Genomic DNA, 17,008 nt, shown 5'->3' with positions numbered 1-17,008 from the left:
GCCACCCAACTCTTCCGTCAGCTGTCGTAGTCCACGGTCAGTGTCTCGGAGACCGGGTACGACTGGCAGGTCAGGACGTAGCCGGCGTCCACCTCGGCCGTCTCCAGCGCGAAGTTGCGGCGCATGTCCGCCTTGCCGTCGGTGACCAGCGCACGACAGGTGCCGCAGACGCCGCCCTTGCAGGCGAACGGCAGGTCGGGGCGGGTCCGTTGGGCGCCGTCGAGGATGGACCGCTCCCTCGACAGGGCGGCGGTGGTCGACCGGCCGTCGAGGGTGATCGTGACCTGGCTGACCGGCCCCTGCGGGCCGCTCTCCTCGTGGACCGCCTCCCGTACGGGCTCGTCGTCGGCGTAGAACAGCTCCTGATGCACCCGCTCGGTCGGGACCCCGAGGCCGGCCAGCACCCCCTGCGCATCCCGGACCATGCCGTGCGGGCCGCACAGCCACCAGTGGTCGGCGGTCTCCACGTCCACCAGCGCGTCGATGAGCGTCGAGAGCCGTTCGGCGTCGATACGCCCCGACAGCACCTCGGCCTCGCGCGGCTCCCGGGACAGCACATGGGCGAGCTGGAACCGGGCCGGGTACAGATCCTTCAGGTCCGCGAGCTCGTCGGCGAACATCACCGTGTCGGTACGGCGGTTGCCGTAGAGGAGGGTGACCGTCGAGCGGTCGTCGGCGGCCAGGACGGACTCCGCGATGGACATCATGGGCGTGATGCCGGACCCCGCCGCGATCAGCACGTGATGGCCGTGCGCGGTGAGGTCGGGGGTGAAGGCGCCGGTGGGGGCCATCACCTCGACGGTGTCGCCGGGGCGTACCTCGCTGACGAGCCAGGACGAGAACAGGCCGCCGGGCACGACCCGGACGCCGATGCGCGGAATCGACCCGACGGGCGAGCAGATCGAGTACGACCGCCGCTCGTCCCGCCCCTCGATCTCGCGCCGCAACGTCAGTGACTGCCCGGGCGCGAACGCGAACTCCTCGGCGAGCTCCGCCGGGATGTCGAACCCGACGGCGACCGCGTCCGCGCACAGGGGCGTCACGGCGGCGACGCGCAGGGCGTGGAAGGCCGGACGGCGGCGGGGGCGCGGGCGTACCGACGCAGCCGTCGGTTCTTCCCTCAGGCCATCCATTCAGATCTCCTTGACGTACTCGAACGGCTCGCGGCAGGCGCGGCAGCGCCACAGCGCCTTGCAGGACGTGGCGGCGAAGCGAGAGGTCTCCTCGGTGTTCGCCGAACCGCAGCGCGGGCACGTCACCGCGTGCCGGGTGGGTGACAGCACGAGGGCGACCGGACCTGCGCCGCGCGGGGCGGGGCCGGGCGGCGCGATGCCGTGTTCGGTGAGCTTGCGGCGGCCGGACGGGGTGATCCAGTCGCTGGTCCACGGCGGGTCGAGGACCGTGCGGATCTCCACGCGCTCGTACCCCGCCGCACGCAGGCGCGCCGCGACGTCCGCCCGCATCTCCGCCATCGCCGGGCACCCCGAGTAGGTCGGGGTCAGGCTGGCGACCACCGTGCCGTCCTCGGTCAGCTCGACGTCCCGCAGGACGCCCAGGTCGGCCAGGGTGAGCATGGGCAGCTCGGGGTCCGGCACCTGGTCGGCGATGTACCGGGCGCGCCGGGCGTCGAGCAGGGTGGTCACCATGTCGCCTCCGGGTGGGCCCGGGCGACGCCCTGCAACTCGGCGAGCAGCGGGGCGAGATGCTCGGTGTGCTCGCCGTCGCGGCCGGATCCGGGCAGCGGCCGGTACACCGGCATGGGCAGTCCGGCGGCCTGGGTGACCTGGCGCAGGACGGTCACGACCTCGTCGCGGACGTCGTACGCCGTGAACAACTCGCCGATGTAGGGGGCCGCTTGCTCCTGTGCGCGGCGCATCCGGCGGTGCGACTCCTCCGTACCGTCGCCCAGACGTACCGCCCACTCCGCCGCGTACTGCCGGTGGTAGGCCAGCTCCTTGACGCCCTTCGTGGCGATCGCCGCCAGGACGGGGTCCGGGTGCGACGCCAGCCGCTCGAAGTGCGCGAGGCGCCAGCTGGAGAGCATCAGCAGCCGGACGATCGAGAACGCGAAGTCGCCGTTGGGCAGTTCGGCCAGGCGTACGTTGCGGAAGTCGCCGGCGTCGCGGAAGTAGGCGTAGGAGTCCTCGTCGCGTCCGGTGCCGTCGGCCTGGCCGGCGCGGGAGTAGAGCAGGCGGGCCTGGCCGAGTAGGTCGAGGCCGATGTTGGCCAGGGCCACCTCCTCCTCCAGCTCGGGGGCGCGGGTGACCCACTCGCCCAGGCGCTGTGCCGCGACCAGGGCGTCGTCGGCCAACGCGACGCAGACGGCGGCCAGTTCACCGGCGTCGATGCCCTCGGGCACGGTGGTGTCGACGCCGTGCAGCGGGTCCTCGAAGCCGGTGCCGTAAGCCCAGCGGGTGTCGTCGTCGTGTCCCTCGGCGAGGGTCATGTAGACGTGGTCGTCACTCATGCCCTCTCCTTCAGATGTGCGGGACGTCGTCGGGGATGTCGTAGAACGTCGGGTGGCGGTAGACCTTGTCGGCGCTGGGCTCGAAGAACGGGTCCTTCTCGTCGCGGGTCGAGGCGGTGATGTGCTCGGACCGCACCACCCAGATGCTGACGCCCTCGTTGCGACGCGTGTACAGGTCACGCGCATGGGTGAGCGCCATCCGGTCGTCGGCGGCGTGCAGCGAGCCCACATGGACGTGGTTCAGTCCGCGCTTGCCGCGCACGAACACCTCGTACAGCGGCCAGCCCTGCTTGTCGGCGCTCATGCCGCCGCTCCCTTCTCCGCACGGGCGGCCTGCTTGGCCGCGTGGGCGGTGGCCGCCTCGCGGACCCAGGCGCCCTCGTCGTGGGCGCTTCTGCGCCGCTCCATACGCTGGTCGTTGCACGGCCCGTCGCCCTTGATGACCCGCATCAGCTCGTCCCAGTCGGGGGTGCCGAAGTCGTGGTGTCCGCGCTCGGCATTCCAGCGCAGCTCCGGGTCGGGCAGGGTCACGCCGAGCTTCTCGGCCTGCGGGACGGTCATGTCGACGAAGCGCCGGCGCAGTTCGTCGTTGCTGTGCCGCTTGATCTTCCAGGCCATCGACTGCGCGGAGTTCGGCGAGGAGTCGTCGGGCGGGCCGAACATCATCAGCGACGGCCACCACCAGCGGTTCACGGCGTCCTGCACCATCTCGCGCTGGGCGTCGGTGCCGCGCATCATCGTCATCAGCAGTTCGTAGCCCTGCCGCTGGTGGAAGGACTCCTCCTTGCAGATCCGCACCATCGCGCGCGCGTACGGCCCGTACGAACTCCGGCACAGCGGCACCTGGTTGCAGATCGCCGCGCCGTCCACGAACCAGCCGATCACGCCGATGTCGGCGAAGCTCATGGTCGGGTAGTTGAAGATCGACGAGTACTTCTGGCGGCCCTCGATGAGCCGGTCGGTCAGGTCCGCGCGGTCGGCGCCCAGGGTCTCCGCCGCCGAGTACAGGTACAGGCCGTGCCCCGCCTCGTCCTGGACCTTGGCGAAGAGGATCGCCTTGCGGCGCAGCGACGGGGCGCGCGTGATCCACTCGCCCTCGGGCTGCATGCCGATGATCTCCGAGTGGGCGTGCTGCGCGATCTGCCGGATCAGCGTCTTCCGGTAGCCGTCCGGCATCCAGTCACGCGGCTCGATCCGCTGGTCGCGCGAGATCGTCGCATCGAAGTGCTCCTGGAGCGGCTCTTCGGGGGGCGCCTCGGCGGAGTGTGCAGTCGTCATCGATTCCCGCTTCCCAACCGACCATTCGTTCGGTATCCAGTGTGACCTGTTTCCGCCAGGGGAGCAAGACCCTTCCGGCGCGTGAAAACGGCCCAGGACACCCCCGCGGGGTACCTGGGCCGTATCAGTGCCGGTCGCAGACCGTCACACGTTGGGCACCTTCAGCTTGTCCCAGCTGACCTTGCCGGGGATGCCGTCGGCGTCCTTGCCCTTGAAGCCGAGCTTCTGCTGCCAGGCGGCGTAGGAGCGGCGGTCGGCCTCGGTCCACTCGGGGCTCGGGCCCTCCTCGTAGCGGCCGCATCCCTCGGCGACCAGGCGGCGGCCCATGGCGGTGATGACCGGGGACTTCTGGCCGACGTGGAAGAAGCCGCTGCCCGGGAACGGCTCCAGCTTCGGCTTGGGCGCCGGCTTCGGGTCCGGGTCCGGGTCGGGCTTTCCTCCGCCGCCCTTCAGCCGCTCCGCGATGCGCCCCCGCATGCCGTCCATCGTGAACCCGCGCGGGTCGGTCTTGCCGGGCTGCCACTCCTTGTGGCCGATGACCGAGCGCTCGCTCCAGCCGTGGTGGCGGCAGATCGCGGCCGAGACCTTCTCGATGGCCTCCTTCTGCGCCTCGGGCCAGGGGTCCTTGCCGTCGCCGAGGTTGATGCACTCGAAGCCGTAGAAGTGCGCGTTGCCGTCGGTGTCGGCCTCGTTGTCGTGCGGCAGCTTCGACTCGTTGATCACGGCGCGCAGGACGTCGCTGTCGCCGAGGCCGGCGTGGTTGGCGCGGCCGTTGCCGACGAGGTGGATCTCGCCCTTCTTGTCGATCACGCCGTGGCAGAGCGGGCCGGGCAGACCGGAGTAGCCGTTGTAGCAGATGCTGACCGAGGCATCGGTGCCCTTGGTGACGGTGTGGTGGATCATCACGCCGTTCACCGGCCCCCAGGGGCCCTTGCTGTTGCGGTTGTGGGTGCGCCAGCTGCGGACCTCGTGGACCTTGAGGCCCTCCGCACGCAGTATCTCGACCATCTTTGACGCGCTCAGGGGCTTGGCCATTACTCGTCTCCTTCCGCCGCGGCCTCTGCTTCCGCCGTGGTCTGCGACCTCCCGCCGGACGGGTCCTCCGCCCGCTGCTCCTCGCGGCGCGCCTGCTCCTCGGCCGCGAGCGTCGCCTCGTCGGCGGCCGGGATGCTGCTGGCCAGCGGGTTGAAGGCGAGGCGCAGATCGACGGTGCCGCCCTCGCCCTTGACCAGGGCCAGCGGCGCGAACCCGCGGACGATGCCGGAGGGGCCCTGGAGCAGCGGTCGCCGGGCCGCGTCGGTGGGCCATTCGACGCCGCCGGTGGCGGTGCGGGCGGGGATGATCCAGTGGTCGCCGGTGCGGTAGGTCGTGCCCTTGGCGAAGTACACCTCGACACCGTCCTCCAGCGGCAGCCACTCCCCCTCCGACACGGGGACCGCACCGCCCTTCAGGGCAGTCGTACGGCCCTTGCGCCTGGGTCCCCCGTGGTGGTCCCAGCGGCGCAGGAACGGGTTGAGGTGGGGCAGCCGCCCGACGGCCGGGTCGGGCTCGGCGGACAGGCGGACCCGGCGGCCCGGCAGGTCCAGCTCCTCGACCCGCAGCAGGGGCAGCGGTTCGAGACGGGAGGCGTACGCCGTGTCCGTGAGCTCCACGTGGTCGCCGACGTCCAGGTCCAGCTTGTCGTCGTGACCGAGGGAAGCCAACTGCACCCAGGTGCCGTCGAGTTCGTCGACCGGGAACACCACCGAACCGTTCTCGCGGGACCACTTGAAGGTGGCGTCCTTCGCCTCGCCGCCCGCGTGCACCTCGACGCGGTACAGCTGGTTCTCCTGGCCGCGATAGCGGGCATCCGGCTTGACCAGGCAGGGGTCCTCGTCGGCGTGGTCGGGCCGCTCGCTGCGGGCGGCGAGCCGTGCGGTGGGCGAGGCCTGCTTCTGCGCCCACTTGTCGAAGGCGGCCCGCACGACCTCCTTGGACGGGTCGGTCTCCTCGATGTCGAGGGCGGCCAGGGACAGCGGCAGCACCTGCCAGACGACCTTGACGCGGGCCGCGGTGTCCGGCATCGCCGCGCCGAGCGCGACCTCACGCAGGGCGGGGTCCTCGGCGGCGGAGACGCTGCGCTCCCAGACCTGGAGGTAGACCACGAACGGCGTCTGGGCCGGCGAGGGCAGCCGGTCGCCGGGCTTCTCCGGGTCGCGGAAGCCGTCGGGCTGGTCCCAGTAGGTCCAGTACCCGGGCGGCGCGGGGGTGTCCTGCTCCTCGGCGTCGTCGTCCGGGACCGGCACGCCGGACGCCGGGCGGGTCGCGTCCAGCAGGATGCCGTCGACGTAGTAGCGGCCGCCGTGGATGAGGAGCGTGTCGATGTCGTGCTTGCCGCCCACGTAGTCGATCTTGAAGCCCGCGGCGTCGCGCGGCCCGCCGTGCCGGCCGATCAGGTCGGCGGCGAGGGTGCGGGCCTGGTGGAGCTGGATCGCGGTCTGCTCGTTGATGTCGGCGTCGAGCTGGACGCGGCCCTGCTGGGCGACGACCGCCGAGTAACGCCGCTCCGGGCGGAACGTGAGGCGGGAGAGATCAGCGTGCATGAAGGGGGTCCCCCTGGTTCAGGAAAGTGCGGGTAGGGCTTACGGCGGCGGCGCGCGCGTCGCCATGCATGTCCGGAGTCACGCCACGGGTCATGTCTCGCCTCACGTCACGAAGAAGATCCCGGCGTCGGTGCCCGCCGGGGTGTACTCCGCGAGCCGCGCCCTGAGGCCGTCCTCGCGCTGCGGCCGGTACAGGTCGTGGAAGGCGCCCATCTCGGCGCCGTCGTCCGAGCCGCGCCGGATCTCCTGCGCGCACCGGTCGGCGAGGAGCCCGTACCAGGGCGTCCCGTAGCGCTCGGAGGTGAACAACGGCCGTACCCGACCGGCCTGTTCGGGCCCGGCAAGGTCGGGCTGGCAGCGGTAGCGGCGCGGGGTGCGCGACCCGGCGGGCACGGACGAGTACCGCAGGCAGCCGATGCCGCGCCGGGCCACATGGAGCCTGCCCGTGAAGATCGAGTTCTCGGCGATCTGCACGGCGTGCGTGAAGATCTCGCCGATCACGGTGGTGCGGTGCAGATGCAGCACCGCATGCGCGTGGCGGCAGTCCGGCGCGGACAGGGCCTCGCGGCCGGGCCCTGTGGCGTCGAGGATGCTGTCCCGCAGGTGGATGTCGACGGGGTCCTCGCTCACCTCGTCGCCGATCACCTCGATGGTGCCGAGGATGCTGTGCTCGATCTGGAGGCACGCGGTGGTGCGCTCCAGGACGACGCTGGGCTCCTCCGGCGAGTGCGGATCGCACTCCGGCTCCAGCGACCAGCCGGGTACGAGCGTGGAGTGCCGTACGACGACCGCGCCCATGGGGCCGGTGACGTTGATGCCGCGTCCGGCGACCAGCAGGCCGTCGAGCACGATGCGCGGACGCTCGTGCGGGGCGCAGTCCTCGGACACCGCACGGATGTTGAGGGCGTCCGGGCGGTTGCTGTACCAGTCGAGGAGCCGTATCACCGGCCGGGTGCCCTCGGCCGCGCGGACCTCCAGGCGGTCGCCGGGGTCGAGGTCGAAGTCCAGCTGCTCCTGGTAGGCGCCGCTGTGCGTGATCTCGATGACGCCGGCGGGGCCGGTCCGGTCGGCACGGCGGTCGTGCTGCCAGGCCCGGTAGGCGTCCATGATCTGCCGGTACGGCTGTCCGGGGCCGACCCGGTAGACCTCGGCGTCGGGACGCGGCTCGCGGTCCGGGCGGTCGTACTCGCCGCCGCCCATGTCGGCGGCGGACGCGTAGTGGTAGTCCACCCACACGCCCTGCCGGGGCGCCGACCTGGACCCGAAGGCGATCCGCCCGAGCTCCGGGTCGACGGCCACCTGCCCCCGCTTGGGCCGGTAGCGCCAGTCGGACAGGTCGGCGACCACGATGTCGGACGGCGGTACCGGCTGGTCCTCGCCGTCGCGCCGGATGACGAGGCTCTTGCCGGGGCCGTAGTAGTCGGCGAGCCGGTCGTGGAGCTGACGCGGGGTGATGAACGCCGGGACGTTGTCGACGGTCGCGATGTGGGTGGGCGACGGCTCCGGGAAGGGCTTGGTGACGAGCGGGGTGTCGTTGCCCAGGATCGAGAAGGTGTACAGGTTGCGGGCGCGGTCGATGCAGTACGCCGGGGACTGCGTCAGCGAGTGCGCCTTCAGCCGCCAGACGAAGAGGGCGACCCCGGCCGGAGTCCAACCCCCCTGCCGGTGCCGTGAGTTGGCGCGGCGGACGTCGACCGTGCGCGCCGTCGCACCGAAGGGGCCGCCCGCGAGGTCGAGGGCCGCGTTGTCGCGCAGGTCGACGAGACGCCCGCGCTCGCCGCGGTGGACGCCTGTGTCGCCGTGGAGCTTCACGGGCTGGGTGTGGGAGATCTGCCGGGACAGCTCCACGGCGCGGGCGGGCCAGCCGGTGACGCGCTCGGAGAGTTCTTCCAGGAGGTGGAGGGTGCCCTTGCGGCGGCGGTTGGCGACCGTCGCGGCCACGTCGGCGCGCGGCGCGACCGCCTCGGCGAGCGCGGCGCGGCCACCGTCGTGCAGGCCGGTCGTGAGAACCCGTTCGTAGCCGGGCAGGGTGCGATAGCCGACCAGGTCGCCGAGGTACGGCAGCACCCAGGGCGCCGCCGTCTCCACGAACAGGTCCTCGTAGCCCTGCTCGACGCCGTCGCGCACCCGGTCGATCTGCTCGGCGATCACCGCCAGCAGCGCCCGCAGCGCCTCGCCCTCCTCGGTGTCGCGCAGCAGGTGCCATCGGGGCAGCAGGGCGGCGAGCCCGTCCGGCTCCCTGGACGTGGTCGCCGGGGTCGTCGTCTCGAACTGGACGTCCGGGGACATCACTTGACCTCCGTCAGAATCAGGGTGTCCGCGGCCTTCGGCGACAGCAGCGCGAGCTGGGCCGGGCGGATACCGCGGAAGACGAACACCGAACGGCCCTTCGCCAGGCGCCGGGTGTCGGTGATGTCGGGGTTGAGGCGCAGGAGTTCGGCGAGCGGGACGGCGTACTTGGCGCAGATCTCCGACAGCGTCTCGCCGTTCTCGGCGCGGACCGTGTGAATCTTCTCGTCGTACGTCGCAGGGTGCGCCGGGACCGATGCCCTGGGCGGTCCGGGCTCGGTGAGGATCTCGGTGAGCTCCTCGGGAGTGGCGGACGCGGGGACGCCGGTGAAGACGTCCACGTCGACGTAGTCGACGCCGGGCACGGAGTGGGCGGCGGCCAGGACGTCCGAGAGGCGGGCCGGTCGGCCCAACTCCCGCCCTTCGTAGCCGAGTCGGCCGAGCAGGACCTGGCGCAGGCGCGGCTCCACGACCTGCCAGGCGTGGTCGGGGGCCACCTTCACCTTGGCGGCGAGGAGCAGCAGGACCAGCTCGCGTACGTCCACCCGGACCGGGAGGCTGCCGTCCCCGTACTCGGTCAGGGCGCCGCGCAGGGCCCTGAGCGTGTCCGAGTCGCCGTCGATCGGCACGTCGTCCGTGCCCGCGACCGTCACGTGCAGCACGCGCCGCCGCCCGTCGAAGAGTTCGCGTGCCGACGCCCGGCCGATGCCGGCGCGGGAGCGGGCGAAGTCCTCGTAGTCGGACGCGGAGACCAGGCGGTCCAGCGCGGAGACGGCGAGCGGGATCGTACGTCGGGTCAGGCCGGGTCCGTCCGCGTCCGCGCCGCCCTTCGCCGGACGCGGGTTGGTCACCTGGGTGACGCCGAGCGGCCGGGTGAGGGGCTGGCTGATGCGGTCGGCGGCGACGTTGGCGGCCTTGCCGGTGCCGAAGCGGTAGCGGGCCCGGATGTTCTCGTGGCCGGACGGCAGCCGGGCACCGTTGACGCCGTCGCCGAAGGTCACCGTCGTACGGCCGTCGGAGGTGGAGCCGGTGATGTGGACCCTCCCCCAGCCTCCGGCCGGGGGGACCCCCATCTCGCTTCGCTCGCCCGGGCCGCGCCCGGCGAGGCTGTCGACCTCGTGCCAGAGGACGCCGTCGACCCGGACCTCCAGCACCGGGGTGGCGCCGAGGGGGTTGTCGTCGGCGAGCCAGGTCAGCGGGGACTGCCAGAGCGCGAAGGTCTGGTTCACGCGGTCGGAGTCACCGCTTCCGATGGCCTCCTCGCGGCTCTCGCCGTGGGTGGCCTCGACGACGTTGCCGAGGATCCTCACGGTCTCGCGGCGGTAGCGGTGAGCGAGGTCGGCGGTCAGGGTCAGCCGGGTGTGGACGTGGTCGCCGGGCAGTTGCGGGTCGACGGCCGGGTCCGCGGCGGCGACGGTGACCACCTCGGTGGCCTGCACGCCCGCCGTGCCGGGGATGTCGCTGCGCTCGCCGGTCACGACGAGCGTGCGTCCGGCCCTCAACCCGTCGTAGAGCTGGGCGAGTTCGATCTCGTTGCCGTGGACGTCCTCGCCGAGTGGCTCGTCCGCGAGGCGGAGCGGCTCGCCGGCCGCGTGGACGGTGGTGTCGCGGATGTGGGAGAGCAGGACGTCGAACTCGTCCAACCACGGTGCGGCGAGGGTGAGTTCGGTGCCGCGGCCGGTGATGCCGTAGTTGGTGTACGCGGCCGTACGCGCCGCGACGACCTGGGTGGTGACGAACGCGAGCCCGGTGTCGCCGGGTACGCCGTCCTGGGTGCCCTTGGCGGGGCGCTGGATCGCGACCCAGCTGCCGACCGTGATGCCGGTGTGGACCGTGTCCAGCTGAAGGACGCGGCGGTTGAGGGGCTCGGGCTTGCTGGCGATCACGACCTCGACGTTGGGCTCGGTGGTGCCCACCGTGTACTTGAGGCTGACCTCGTACTCGCCGTGGGTGAACTGCTCGTTCGTGTTCGGCCGCAGGGCGATCTGCTCGGACGTGCCGTTGTGGACGCCGACGTGGACCAGGCCCTCGTCGTCGGGCCGGGACACGAAGAGCGTGCGCTCGGGCAGGCCCGAGTGGAGGCGGGCCGTGACGCCGGGCTCCTGGGAGTCGGCGGGCCGCCGGTTGAGCCAGTTGAGATCGCGGTCCTGGCCGGAGCGCACGGACAGCTCGACCTGGCCCGTGCCGAGGGGGAACCTGACCGGCTGGACGGCCGGCAGGTTCTCGGCACGCTGGTCGGAGCTGCTGCCCTCGACGTACTGGAACTCCGCCCGGACCGGCGTCCGGCCCGCCGTGTCGTACACGACCCGCATGCTCGCCAGCACTGCGCCCGTGAGCGGCCAGTCGGCGGTGCGGATGACCCGGCCGCGGTCGTCCTGGACGGGCTTGAGCGGGGCCGTCGCGCCGAAGGGGGCGGCCGTGACGCGCATGGCGAGCAGTTCGCGAAGGAGCTGCGGGTTGCCGGGGGCGGCGGCCGTCCGCCAGGCCGGGTAGAGGGTGCCGAGTCCGGGGTTCAGGGCGGAGAGCAGCCGCGCGGTGTCGCTGCCGGGGCGCTGGATGCCGGTGCCGCCGCCCCGGGGGGCGGGGGTCGCTGTGCGCAGGGCGGGCAGGACGGCGCCCAGGGTTCGCAGCGCGGCGGCGCGGGGGTCCACGCTGCTCTTCAGGGTCGGCGTACGCTCGCCTTCGGCCGGCTGGGCGGGCGCCAACTCCATGGCCCGCTCGCCCAGTTCGGCGAGCACGGCCTCCAGCTGCTCGAACCAGGCGGCCACGTCCTCGTAGGGCTCGGCCAGCACCTGTGCCTCGCCGAGCCGTGCGACGGGCTCGGCGAGGCGGGCCGCGAGGCGCTCGGGTGTCGTGATGCCGTCCAGGTCGTCCCGCAGCGGAGCGAGGACTTGGTCCTCGAAGTCCTCGATCAGCCGGCTGACCGGCCGGGGGTTGGGGACCTCGGGTGTGGGCGGCTCGTCGCCCGGCTCACCCGGGGTCGGCGGTGCTGCCGTCCAGCGCCGTACCTCGTCGACGAGTTCCTTCAGGGTCGGCGGGGCCGACTTCGGCAGGGAGATCGCCGTGATCTCGTCGTCCCGGTCGACGCGCGCCTTGGCGACCGGGAGCAACTTGCGCTCGCCGCCCGCCTGTTCACCGAAGACGAAGAGCAACTGGTCGCCGGTCCGGAGGGAGTTCGCCGTGCCTTCGACGAACAGCTCCGAGCGGCGCTCCAGGTCCTCGGGTGTGACGAGGGAGGGGCGCCGGCGGCGTACCTTCAGCTCGTTCCAGTCCCAGCGGGCCGTCAGGTCCCGGCTCGTCTCGAAGGTGAGGGACTGCTCGTCGGCCGAGGCGGGCACGCTGTGGCTGCGGGCGCCGCGCGGGATCAGCACGGGCAGGGCCTCGGCGCGCGGGTCGCGTTCCAGGGTGTACGCCAGGTGGGTGGCGGCGGCGACGCCGGGGCGCGGGCGGTGGCCGACGAGGCGGCCGAGCAGGACCAGGGAGCGGTGCTCGTTGGCCGTGCGGATGTAGGCCTCGTCCGCGATGCGCTCGGAGTGGAAGGTGAGCAGGTCACCGAGGACTGCGGTGGCATCCAGCAGGCCGATCGCCGGGTCGTCCGGGGTGCGCACGGTGAGGCCTCCCCCGGCCTCCGGCCGACGGGACCCCCATTTCGCTTCGCTCAGCGCCGGGTACGCCGGTGAGGCGAGGCGGTCGAGCAGGGCGGACAGGAAGGAGCCGTACTCGCCGACGCGGTAGTCGAGGGCGGTGCGGCCGGGCGGGTTGTGCACGGGGGCCGGGGCGAGGCGCTCGTCGGGGCCGCCGCGGCAGGCACCGCCGCAGGTGCACTCGTCCGTGAGCGTGCCCTCGGTCATCCTGTTCTCGCTCATCGGGCACCTCCCAGGGAAATCGCCAGCCGGCCGTTCTCCGGCCGGTCCGGGTCGTTGTCGCAGATGGCGATCTCCAGCGGGCCGAGCCGCAGCACGCCGTCCTCCTTCTCTCCTCGGTCCGGCTCGAACAGCCGTTGCAGCCGGGTGACCTGGACGCTCTCCACGCCGGACACGGCCGCCGCGACGGCGACCAGGCGGCTCAGCCGCACCGGTTCGCCGAAGGTCAGCGCGTCCGGGTGGAAGAAGCCCCGCACACCGCGGCCGAGCACGCGGTACAGCTCGGCCAGGATCTGCCCGTGCTGGTGGCCCGGCTTCGCGCACACGGTCAGCTCGATGTCCAGCGGGACCAGGCGCGCGGCGCCGACGACGACGTCGTGGCCGATGCGCCGGTACGGCTCCAGGGACTGGGCGACCGAGGCGAGCAGCTCGGCCGACGGTGCGCCGGTGCCGTAGGCGTCGACGGCGACATGCGCCTCCTGGACGCTGCCGGTCCAGCGCAGCTCCGCCGCCGCGCGCTGGACGCCGGGCAGGGCGGTGGCGAGGGCCGCGTAGTCCTCGGCGGTGACCGCGCGCAGCCGGGTGCGGCGCAGGTCGAGGGGGGCCAACTGGCGTACCTGCTCGACGGGTTCGGGTTCCGTGCCGCCGACGGCCGGCAGCGGGTTGCGCACCACGGCGGCGGGCGGCGGCTCGCAGTCGGCCTGGACGACGAGGTGGTTGATGGCCTCCGCGCCGACGTTGCCGGCCTTGCCGCCGCCGAGACGGTAGCGCAGGGCGAGCCGGGATCCGGGCGTCGGCCTCGCGCCGTGCCGTCCGTCACCGAAGCGCAGGCCGAGGCGGCCGTCGTCCTCCAGCTCACCGACGAAGTGCCGGTCACGGGGGCCGCTGTCCAGCAGGTCGCGGCGCGGCTGCCACACGGCACCCCCGTCATCGTGGCCGCCCTCGTGGGCGCGTACGGCGGGCAGGGCGTGACGCGGATTCTGCGCGAGCGCGTCGGTCGCGGAGCCTCGCAGCACCGTCTCGTCGGGGTGCAGGCCGGTCGCATAGGTGGGGCCCCAGCTGTGTGCGATCTCCCAGGCGATGTGCCCGTCGAGCACGGTGCCGGCGCGGGCACGTGCCGTGAGGACCTCGACGCGACGCACCTTGGCGTCGAGCAACTGATCGCTGCGGTACAGGAGTTCGCGCAGGGCGCGGACGGGGTGGCGGTGGAGTTCGATGTGCTCCAGGATGCTCAGGCCGAAGATCACCGTGAGTTCGTTGATCTCGCGCTCGGAGAGTCCGTCCCGGTCGCGGGCGCTGCGCCACAGCTCGACCAGGCGCTGCCGGACCCGTTCCGGGATCGCCGCGATCCGCTCGGCCTGCCCGGCTGCGACGGTGGCCGGCTCGGGGAACGGCACCGTCTGCGCGATGGGCGCGCGACCGAGGACGGGACGGAAGCGGGGCTGGATCCCCGGGTAGACGGACTGGGCGAGGAGGGTCCGCAGGGAGGCCGCCTGGGCGTACGCCGTGCCGGGCACGACGCGTTCGTGGCGCTGGCCGGCGCGTTCCAGGCCGAGTCCGGCGCGGTTGGTGGCGGACTCGCCGACAACCTCGAAGAGCTCGCGGATGTCGTCGGGGGTGAGGGCGTCACCGGATTCCGCGCGGTCCGTGAGGGAGTTGATGAGCCGGGCGGGGGCGTTGCCCTCGTCGCGGTCGTAGCAGCCGAAGGCGGGCAGGTCGCAGGGGGCGACTTCGGCGGGGACCTGCGGGACGGTGAACGTCTCGGGGAGCCCGTGCAGGGTGCGGCCGTGGTCGACGAGGACGACGTTGCCGCGCGCGAGGGCCACGTCCTCGACGGGCAGACAGTCACGGCCGCCGCGGGTGGTGAGGCAGAGCGGGAAGCGCAGGGCGTCCGCGGCAGCCCAGGTCACCTCCAGCACCGGCTGGTCCTCGATGCGGTCCACGGCCGGGGTGACGGACGTCAGGCGGACGGCCTGGCGATGGCTCGGGTCGGCGTCGCCCGGGGTGCCGGTGCGCGGGCCCTTGACCTCTTCCAGGACGAGCACGTCGCCGGGCCTCAGGTCGAGTCGGCGCTCCCGGCAGGTCTCCGGGTCCACCCACGCGTCGCGCAGGGTCGCGGAGGTGGCGCCCTTGGGCAGGGTGCACACCTCGCCGCCCCAGCTCCACAGGCGGATCGCGTTGTGCGCGACGCGCAGTTCCAGCGGGTCGGCGGTGACGACCGGTTCGAAGACCTCCACCGAGCCGCGCTCGTCGAGGTCGCCGAGGTCGGTCTCGTCGATGACCGTGCCGGGCTCGGGCCGGTCGTGCGGGTCGAGGGTGCGGACATCGACGGAGGCGAAGCGGTAGGTGCCCGGCGCGAGGGTGTGGTCACCGGCGGTCTCGACGGCGACGTACGCCCGCGCCGCACACCCGTCGTGCATCGCGTAGTCGATGAGCCGGACGTGCCGCCGTACGGAGACGCGGCGGCGCGCGGTGTCGAGATAGGCCTCGGTGGCGACGGCGTCCTGCTGGTAGCTGATCTGGTCGCCGGTGTACGCGAGCAGTTCGACGAGGGTCACGCCCAGGTCGGCGGGGTTGCGCTCGACCCAGTCCGGTGTGGTGAGCGCGAGCCGGTCCAGGAGCAGCTTGCGGATGGTGTCGTAGTCGCGGGCGGTGTAGTCGACGACGGGAGCTGCCGGAAAGTCCTGGGCGTGCTGCTCGTCCTCCTTGCAGTCGAAGGGAGTCGGGCAGTCGGGCCGGAACGCGAAGGTCGCGCTGTGGTAGCGCTGGTCGAAGCCGCGGTACGGCTCCGTGCCGGGCCGTCCGTACGGGTCGGTCTCGACGAGGGAGAGCCGGTAGCGGGAGGTGTCGCCGGCCCGGTCGAGGGTGACGTAGAGCCGGTCGTCGAGCTCGGGGTCCTCCTCGCGCTCCACACTGACGTCCACGGCGGTGATGCCGGTGATACGGCGGCCGCCGTCGATGCGGACGTTCTCGGGGCCGAGGCCGTGCGGGGCCTTGCCGAGGAAGGTGACGGTGAGCAGCAGGCCGTCGTCGCCGACCTCGACGGCGTCGATGCCGCCCAGCTGGGCGGCGCGTACCTTCGACCGGCGGGAGGTGGTCGTGGTCGTCCCGGTCATGCCGTGGCCCTCCCTTCGAAGACGTCGTCGCGTCGGGCGCCGTCGGCGCGTATCGCGTACGACAGGTACACGCGGACGACGTTGTCCTCGCTGACCACGTCGAGGGCCTCCACGTCGATGAGGTCGCCGAGCCAGCGCTGGAGCGAGGCCTGGACGGAGAGTTCGAGGGTGCTGATGAGTTCCGGGCTGGTCGGGGCGAAGACCAGATCGAGGAGCCCGCAGCCGAAGTCGGGGCGCATGACGCGCTCGCCGGGGCTGGTGAACAGCAGTTGCTCGATGAGGTCGTGGACGTGCTCGCCGCGCGTGGCGTGCGCGGTACGGCCCCGGCGGTCGGCGCGGAAGGGGAAGGCGACGTCGGAACGGGGCCTGGTTCCCCGGCTGGTGGGACTCATCGGACAGTGACCTTTCGCTGCGCGACCTGGACGACGGGCGGTCCCTGCGGCACGAAGGCCGCCGAGAAGCACTGGGCCGCGGAGGTGTCGAGCAGCACGGGCGCGCCGTCGACGGTGATACCGGAGCCGTCGGCGGTCCAGCGGACCGTCACGCACGGCGAGGGCACCCGGTTCACGGTGTGCGGGCAGCCGGTCACCACGTAGCTGTGCGCGGCGGTGGCAGCGGCGGCGCCCGCGAGGCGTACGCCGCCGGAGGATGTGGTGGCGGGCGCGACGCGGCCGCCGTGCGGACAGCCGATCACGGCACCGGCGTCGAGCAGAGTCCCGGGCATGGTTCGTGGTCCCCCGTATTCCTTCGTCGCTTTCATGGCTCTCGTCGCGTGCATCGCGGTCATCGCGGTCATCGCTGCGATCTCTGTCATCGCTGTCATCGCTTGGAGAGCACGGTCAACTGACCTTCGTTGATGGTCACTTCGTTGCCGCGCAGCAGGATCTCGGCGCCTGCGCCGGTCGAGATGACCACGGCCTCCTTGGTGATGCGGATGTACGCGCCGCCCTGGGCCTGGAGGAGAATCCCCTGCTCCGCACCGGGCGTGTCGTTCATGACGAGCTTGTGCGCCTGCGGCGTCTGTACGACCACGGGCTTGTTGGGCGAGCCGGCCTGGAGCTCGCGGCGCGCGTCGGGCGGGAGCTCGTCCGCGGCCCCGTACCAACACCCGGTCCAGACGGGGAAGCTGGGATCGCCCTGCTCGAACTCCACCCACACGCCCGCCCCCGGCGGCGGCACCACGAACTGCCCCGACTGGGGCCCGGTGAACGGCAGACAGGGCAGCGCCCACGTCGACGGCTCGTCGCCGAGGACGTCCGGGACCTCGACGGTGATACGGCCGATGCGCAGCGGGTCGTCGTTGCTGACGACCCGGCCGCGGAACTTGCCGAGGTAGCGATTGCTGGGTGCCGCCATGGTGGAGGTGCTCCTGGTCGATGGGACTGACTGTGTGGATGTGGGTGGGTATTCGGG

Annotated in this window: 13 protein-coding genes; all 13 read right to left on the bottom strand. The window is 72.6% G+C overall.

What is annotated here, in order from left to right; translation table 11 throughout:
- Window positions 1-17 precede the first annotated feature (17 nt).
- A complete protein-coding gene (paaE, locus tag OG331_RS42640) occupies window positions 18-1,133 on the bottom strand; it encodes a 1,2-phenylacetyl-CoA epoxidase subunit PaaE (RefSeq protein ID WP_406207213.1) in 1,116 nt (371 codons plus the stop codon).
- Window positions 1,134-1,646: a 1,2-phenylacetyl-CoA epoxidase subunit PaaD gene (gene paaD, locus OG331_RS42635; protein ID WP_406207210.1), complete on the bottom strand. Its 513-nt coding sequence runs from the start codon at window positions 1,644-1,646 to the stop codon at window positions 1,134-1,136.
- Window positions 1,640-2,467 carry a 1,2-phenylacetyl-CoA epoxidase subunit PaaC gene (gene paaC, locus OG331_RS42630; RefSeq protein WP_406207207.1) on the bottom strand — a complete coding sequence of 276 codons (828 nt, stop codon included), beginning with the start codon at window positions 2,465-2,467 and terminating at the stop codon, window positions 1,640-1,642. The genes paaD and paaC overlap by 7 nt, the downstream gene beginning before the upstream one ends.
- A 10-nt stretch (window positions 2,468-2,477) precedes the next feature.
- The gene (gene paaB / locus OG331_RS42625) at window positions 2,478-2,771 is read right to left on the bottom strand and encodes a 1,2-phenylacetyl-CoA epoxidase subunit PaaB (RefSeq protein ID WP_328429416.1); all 294 of its coding nucleotides are present in this window, start codon (window positions 2,769-2,771) and stop codon (window positions 2,478-2,480) included.
- Window positions 2,768-3,745 (bottom strand): 1,2-phenylacetyl-CoA epoxidase subunit PaaA, encoded by a 978-nt coding sequence (gene paaA / locus OG331_RS42620; RefSeq protein ID WP_406207203.1) that lies wholly within the window; start codon window positions 3,743-3,745, stop codon window positions 2,768-2,770. The genes paaB and paaA overlap by 4 nt, the downstream gene beginning before the upstream one ends.
- Window positions 3,746-3,889: 144 nt before the next feature.
- Entirely contained in the window at window positions 3,890-4,780 is an 891-nt protein-coding gene (locus OG331_RS42615) for a peptidoglycan-binding protein (RefSeq protein WP_406207200.1), read from the bottom strand.
- Window positions 4,780-6,327 carry a DUF6519 domain-containing protein gene (locus tag OG331_RS42610; RefSeq protein WP_406207198.1) on the bottom strand — a complete coding sequence of 516 codons (1,548 nt, stop codon included), beginning with the start codon at window positions 6,325-6,327 and terminating at the stop codon, window positions 4,780-4,782. Before OG331_RS42610 ends, OG331_RS42615 begins: the two co-directional genes overlap by 1 nt.
- A gap of 102 nt (window positions 6,328-6,429) precedes the next feature.
- The gene (locus tag OG331_RS42605) at window positions 6,430-8,616 is read right to left on the bottom strand and encodes a hypothetical protein (protein ID WP_406207195.1); all 2,187 of its coding nucleotides are present in this window, start codon (window positions 8,614-8,616) and stop codon (window positions 6,430-6,432) included.
- Complete coding sequence (locus OG331_RS42600) at window positions 8,616-12,482, bottom strand: putative baseplate assembly protein (RefSeq protein WP_406207192.1); 3,867 nt, start codon at window positions 12,480-12,482, stop codon at window positions 8,616-8,618. The genes OG331_RS42605 and OG331_RS42600 overlap by 1 nt, the downstream gene beginning before the upstream one ends.
- On the bottom strand, window positions 12,479-15,595 hold the full coding sequence (locus tag OG331_RS42595; protein WP_406207189.1) for a putative baseplate assembly protein: 3,117 nt from the start codon (window positions 15,593-15,595) through the stop codon (window positions 12,479-12,481). Before OG331_RS42595 ends, OG331_RS42600 begins: the two co-directional genes overlap by 4 nt.
- The gene (locus OG331_RS42590; protein ID WP_406207186.1) at window positions 15,592-15,987 is read right to left on the bottom strand and encodes a GPW/gp25 family protein; all 396 of its coding nucleotides are present in this window, start codon (window positions 15,985-15,987) and stop codon (window positions 15,592-15,594) included. Before OG331_RS42590 ends, OG331_RS42595 begins: the two co-directional genes overlap by 4 nt.
- Window positions 15,984-16,319 carry a hypothetical protein gene (locus tag OG331_RS42585; protein ID WP_362379799.1) on the bottom strand — a complete coding sequence of 112 codons (336 nt, stop codon included), beginning with the start codon at window positions 16,317-16,319 and terminating at the stop codon, window positions 15,984-15,986. The genes OG331_RS42590 and OG331_RS42585 overlap by 4 nt, the downstream gene beginning before the upstream one ends.
- Before the next feature lie 95 nt (window positions 16,320-16,414).
- Entirely contained in the window at window positions 16,415-16,951 is a 537-nt protein-coding gene (locus tag OG331_RS42580) for a phage baseplate assembly protein V (protein WP_328429409.1), read from the bottom strand.
- Window positions 16,952-17,008 lie beyond the last annotated feature (57 nt).

The organism is Streptomyces sp. NBC_01017, from assembly GCF_045162795.1.
Taxonomy (GTDB): domain Bacteria; phylum Actinomycetota; class Actinomycetes; order Streptomycetales; family Streptomycetaceae; genus Streptomyces; species Streptomyces machairae.
The sequence above is the reverse complement of the archived record's forward strand: the minus strand, read 5'-3'. Positions and strand labels throughout refer to the sequence as shown.